At 60.3% G+C, this 4245-nt stretch carries 4 protein-coding genes and 1 tRNA gene; 3 read left to right on the top strand and 2 right to left on the bottom strand.

The genetic code is table 11. The features are described 5' to 3' along the window. Positions 1 to 1705, top strand: a 1705-nt coding sequence (locus AB4Z11_RS24925) for an AAA family ATPase (protein WP_442028449.1), incomplete at its 5' end; no start/stop codon positions are given. Positions 1706 to 1711: 6 nt separating this feature from the next. Here the strand turns inward: AB4Z11_RS24925 and AB4Z11_RS24920 are convergent. After that, positions 1712 to 2116 carry a hypothetical protein gene (locus AB4Z11_RS24920; protein ID WP_442028448.1) on the bottom strand — a complete coding sequence of 135 codons (405 nt, stop codon included), beginning with the start codon at positions 2114 to 2116 and terminating at the stop codon, positions 1712 to 1714. 73 nt (positions 2117 to 2189) lie between these two features. Beyond that, positions 2190 to 2591 carry a hypothetical protein gene (locus AB4Z11_RS24915; RefSeq protein ID WP_442028447.1) on the bottom strand — a complete coding sequence of 134 codons (402 nt, stop codon included), beginning with the start codon at positions 2589 to 2591 and terminating at the stop codon, positions 2190 to 2192. A gap of 688 nt (positions 2592 to 3279) precedes the next feature. Between AB4Z11_RS24915 and AB4Z11_RS24910 the strand changes: the two genes are divergently transcribed. Both AB4Z11_RS24910 and AB4Z11_RS24905 read left to right on the top strand, forming a co-directional pair. Then, positions 3280 to 3364: transfer RNA gene (locus AB4Z11_RS24910), tRNA-Leu, on the top strand. Positions 3365 to 3458: 94 nt separating this feature from the next. Then, a partial coding sequence (locus AB4Z11_RS24905) for a DUF4450 domain-containing protein (RefSeq protein WP_442028446.1) occupies positions 3459 to 4245 on the top strand: 787 nt, incomplete at its 3' end.

Below are 4245 nucleotides of genomic sequence, written 5' to 3'. Positions count from 1 at the left end.
CCCGCTGAGCGAGGCGCCGCGCTATATCTACAAGTACAAGGACAAGCCGGAACTGCACGTGGTAGTCGTGCCGTCCACCTCGCACCTGAGCCTGGAACGCGAAGTCCTGCTGCGCAATAACATCCCTTATGCCATCGCCAAGGAAGACTATCTGGCCGCGCACAAGAGCGTGCTGCAGGACGATGGCGGCGCCACCGCCGAAGTGGGCTCTTTCCTGAAGCGCCACGCCTTCGATATCTTCGTGATCGGCCTGATGCTGTTCGTGCTGAAGTTCGGCATTCCGGGCGTGGGCATGTCCGCTTCCGTCATCACGCCGGACAAGCTGAAAGGCTCGATGGATGATCTGATCGGCATGGAAGACATCAAGCAGGAAGTGCTGCACCTGGAAGACATGATCCGCAACCGCGAGGTGTACAAATCGCACAATATTGACAAGCCGTTCAACGTCATGCTGACCGGCCCCGCGGGTACCGGTAAGACCAAGCTGGCCGGCTACCTGGCCAAGCGCCTGAACTATCCGCTGATCCAGGCCTCCGGTTCGGCGCTGGAATCCGGCTATGTCGGCGGTGGTTCGAAAGCGCTGAACGCCTTGTACCGCAAGGCCTGCGCGCGCGGCAACTGCATCATCTTCCTGGATGAAGCGCAGGCCCTGTTCATGCCGCGCGGCCGCGGCGAGAAGAAATGGGAAGACGATACCGCCAACACCCTGCTCGGCCTGCTGGACGGCGTGAAGAGCGAAGACGGCGCGGGTGTGATCTGGGTTGTCGCGTCCAACTTCGACGATGCCAACTCGCAGATGGACGAAGCCATGCTGCGCCGCTTCAGCGTGAAGATCAACTTCCGCCTGCCGAATAAGAACGAACGCCGCGAGCTGCTGCGCTCCTTCCTGGAACGCAAGGAGAAAGGCCTGGTCGACTGGACCGATATGGACCTGGACCAGGTGGCCGAGATCACCAACAACCTCAGCCCCGCGCTGCTGGAGACCGTGGTCGATCGCGCTTCCATGATCTCGATCCAGGAGAAGCAGGTCATCAACACCGACCTGATGTTCCGCGCGTTCGAGCGCGCCACCATCGGCCTGACCGACCGCGCCACCACGGCTGAGAAAACCCGTCAGCGCGAGCGTATCGCCTTGCACGAGCTGGGCCACTTCTTCATGCAGATCGATCCCTTCCTGCGCGAAGGACTGCCGCTGGCGGAAGTGAAAGAGAAGTCGCACCTGCTGAAGATTTCGACCGAGTCGGTGTCGAAGCTGAATGCGCTGGGTTATGTGCTGTCGGCAGGCGACGATATGTCTCTGCGCACGCTGGAAGAACTGGAACGCGATGTGATGCAGCTGTACGGCGGCGTGGCGGCGGAAGAATTGTTCTACGGTGCGCGCGGTATTTCGGTGGGCAGCCAGAACGATATCGAGAAGGCCACCAATATGCTGGACACCATGGTGAACCGCCTATCGATGTATTCGCGCTCCAAGCTCGATTACAGCAAGTTCAAGAGCGAGACGGCCGGTGAGCATGGTCTGGCGCAGCTCGAGTCCAAGGCGGACGAGCTGTATAGCCGCACCCTGAAGTCCATTGGCGATTACCGCGCCGTGATGGAATCGATCAAGGGCGAGCTGATGGACCGCTATGTGCTGTCCAAGGATGACATCTTCGCCCTGCTGGAAGAACGCCTGGATACGGCGCCCTTCCAGCAGGCTGCGTAAAGCAGCTTAGCGTTTGGCCACCATCATCACGTTGGTGGCTTTCATTGCCACCGCCATCGGCAGCTTTTCATAGTTGCTGATGGCGACAGTGTCTCCCAGGTCGCGCAGTTCARCGCGCGCACCGGCATCCGTCACAAATGCATTCGGACCCACTGGCGTCAGTTCTGCACGCTGCTCGCCGGTCAGTTCAACATAGTAGTGGTTCACATGGCGCGACAGGCGCAGCTGCTGGCCGTTGTCCAGCGCGAAGCGGCCGGCATATTCGTCAAAGCTGGAAGGCGGCATATAGTAGCGACTTGCCTGGCCGGCACTGATTTGCACCGTGGGGTCTTGTGGACCAGCGGCCAGTACCGATGCAGAGGCGGCCAGGGAAAGCGCCGCAATGGCGCCCAGAATAGCGATCTTCTTCATTTTGATTCTCCGTTAGGGTGAGGCAATCAACGGCTTGCCCATGCAAGCCGTTTGGATTCTTTTAAGAGCAGCTTCAGCGGCGAGCGATGACAGTGATATGCATACCGGTCGCGGCAAGCGATGGCTGCAGACGTTCGAAATTCGCGATTTCGACCATGTCACCCTGATCCTTGAACTGCACCCGGGTTCCGGCGGCGGTCATGAAGACCCCTGGTTCGACGGGGAACATCTCTTCCCGTAGTTCGCCCGAAAGTTGGGCGTAATAGTGTTTGGCGTAGCGCTGGAAACGGATCTTGTACCCGTTGTCGAGCGCATAGCGATTTGCGTAGTCGTCGAACTCTCCGATTTTCAGCTTGTAGTTGCCTTCGCTGGCGCGGATTTGGACGGTTGCGTCTTGCGGGTCAGCTGCGAGCGCAGCACCCGTTGAGGCCAGAGTAAGTGCGGCCATGGCACTGAGCAGAACCTTGTTCATCATCTTCTCCGAATTTTGCCTGGTGGCCCCGCCTCTTTGGAATTGTGCGGGGACGGTTACAAGGTAGCAAATGCCGCCTCAGGCATGCAGTGGCAAGCGACGAACCGCAGATTTCGTGGACTAGAACGCACGGCGCGTCGATGAACTGCATTCGGCTTTACGGACCGGTGTTCCTCGCAAGGACGGTGCGGTCCGGATCATTATCGGCACGCCGCATACGGGGCGCCGATGAAGACGGGAAGCGGCGATTGTGTCGCTCTCGATCCCTGATGTAAGCCTGGTACCCAGCGCTAAGGCCAGTACGCCTTGCGCTTGCGGGTCTACTTCGACAGGCTGCTAGTTGTGCAGCTGTGTGTAGCGAATGATGGCGTTTTATCCCATGGCCGCAGCAGCGACCGCCACGCCAGCCAACACAGCCAAGGCCAGCAATTTCAGGACAACGTGATTCATTTCTTCACCCTCCGAATCTGCATCTGCATCACGTGGGTCGGCCATCTTCTTGGGGGATGACCACTTCATGCTACGCGTGTGTTACAGGGAACTCTAGCTCTGGTGGCCTTGAATTTTTTCAATGCGGCGCGCGTGGTCCATAGCTATATGCAACCATGAGTTACATGCATTTATTGCAATGCTTTTCACGCCAACTTGCCGCCCTTGGTCAAATCGGTAATAATGCACGGCGCATTTAAATGCCCGAGTGGTGAAATTGGTAGACGCAGCGGACTCAAAATCCGCCGCCGCAAGGCGTGCCGGTTCGATTCCGGCCTCGGGCACCACCCTCCCTCCTTCTGCGCTTCTCTCACAAACATGAGCATGCCGGCCCGTATGGCGCCGCTATGATCAGCTTCATTGTCCGCTCCGGAAATCGCAATGAAGAAACTTGCCTGCTGCCTGGCCCTGCTTGCCAGCACTGCCACGGCCGCTGAAATCGCACCTGCCGCCGCCTCGCTGCATCCCAACCTCGCTGGCCAGGTCAGCCGGCCGATACGCTATCGGCCCGATGGTCCCGATTTCGTGATCCACAACGGCGCAGAGTTCTTCAACCGCTCCCTATATGGTGGGCACAGCGCCTTCCGTGTCGACGGCGGCGACAATCCCGAATTCATGCTGTATCTGCCCGGCCGTGGCGGCAATCTGCGGCTGGCGCTGCGCTGGCCCGGCGGCGCGCGCTGGCTGCACGAGGCGGCCAGCATCGACACCCGCTACCGGCCCGGCGAACTGCTGTACGAACTGCGCGATCCCGCCTGGGGCGCCACCGCCGTGCTGCGGCTGGACGTATTGGCCTATGCGCGTACGGAGGGATTGATCCTGCGCGCCGAAGGGAAAGGTCTGCCGCCGGGTGCGGAACTGCTGTGGTCGTACGGCGGCGTGAACGGCGAGCGCGGACGCCGCGATGGCGATATCAGCACCGAGCGCGTGCCCATCGCTCAATACTTCCAGTTCCGTCCCGAATTCGCAGCCCGCAATCAATTCACCATCAGCGGCGAAGGCTTCACCCTCAGCAGCCCCGCTGCCACCATCGCGGGTGTTGTCCCCGCCGGCACCGCGCTGCATGTGGCAGAAGGCGGCGCCTGGAACGATCTGGCCGCCATGCTGTCGCCAGACGCCTCATCCGCCACGCCAGTGATGGTCGCCCGCACGCCGCTGATCAATGCGC

This window comes from Pseudoduganella sp. RAF53_2, from assembly GCF_052113985.1.
Lineage (GTDB): Bacteria > Pseudomonadota > Gammaproteobacteria > Burkholderiales > Burkholderiaceae_D > Rugamonas.
Note: the sequence above shows the minus strand (reverse complement) of the source record. Positions and strands in the feature narration are given on the sequence as shown.